This window comes from Psychromonas algicola (assembly GCF_004378355.1).
Classification (GTDB): Bacteria; Pseudomonadota; Gammaproteobacteria; order Enterobacterales; family Psychromonadaceae; genus Psychromonas.
The window spans coordinates 1-762 of record NZ_SNUB01000079.1 but is presented as its reverse complement, the minus strand read 5'-3'; the positions used below and the strand labels follow the sequence as shown (position 1 = coordinate 762).

Here is a 762-nt window from a genome sequence, read left to right as displayed (position 1 = left end):
GATTCAAGGTTATAACGGTATTGCGATTAATGATGATAAACACCAGATTATTTTACAAGCGCAAACATGGGGCTCAGTTGGTGAACAACAAACCTTAAAACCTGCCATCGAACAGCTACAAGTACAACTTACCAAATTAGGCACTCCTGATACTTTTTCAACCACCAAATTTACCGCAGATAGCGGTTTCCATAGTGAAATTAATCTTGAATTTATGGCGACCACTGGACTTGATGCTTACATGGCTGATACTGCTTTTAGAAGCCGTAATCCATTATTTCAACAAAGTGAAACCTATTTATCAGAGCAAGAAAAACGACGGTTAAAACGCAGTAAAGGACGGAGCAGGTTATTTAATAGCAAAGACTTTCACTTTAATGAAAAACAAGGAAGTTGCCATTGTCCAGCCGGTAAAGCGCTTTGGTTAAGTGTTAAAAATATTGAAACTACAGGTCGTCAATATGTTCGATTTTCTGGATTCTTAAAAGACTGTCGAGTCTGCCCACTGCAAACGCAATGCATGAGAAAACCACCAACAAAACAAGGTCGACAAGTGCAGTTTGAAATCAATAAAAGTACTAAACGCATTTCCTATACAGATAAAATGCGAGTGAAAATAGACAGCAGTGCAGGACGTCGGCAATACAGTAAACGGCTAGGTGCCATTGAACCTGTATTCGGTAATATTACGGTGAATAAAGGCATGAACAAATTCACACTACGCGGACAAGATAAAGTGAATACTCAATGGAAAATGTACTG

1 protein-coding gene is annotated in these 762 nt (G+C 38.7%); it reads left to right on the top strand.

The features are described 5' to 3' along the window. On the top strand, positions 1 to 762 hold a 762-nt coding region (locus E2R67_RS16430), incomplete at both ends, for a transposase (RefSeq protein WP_166739415.1).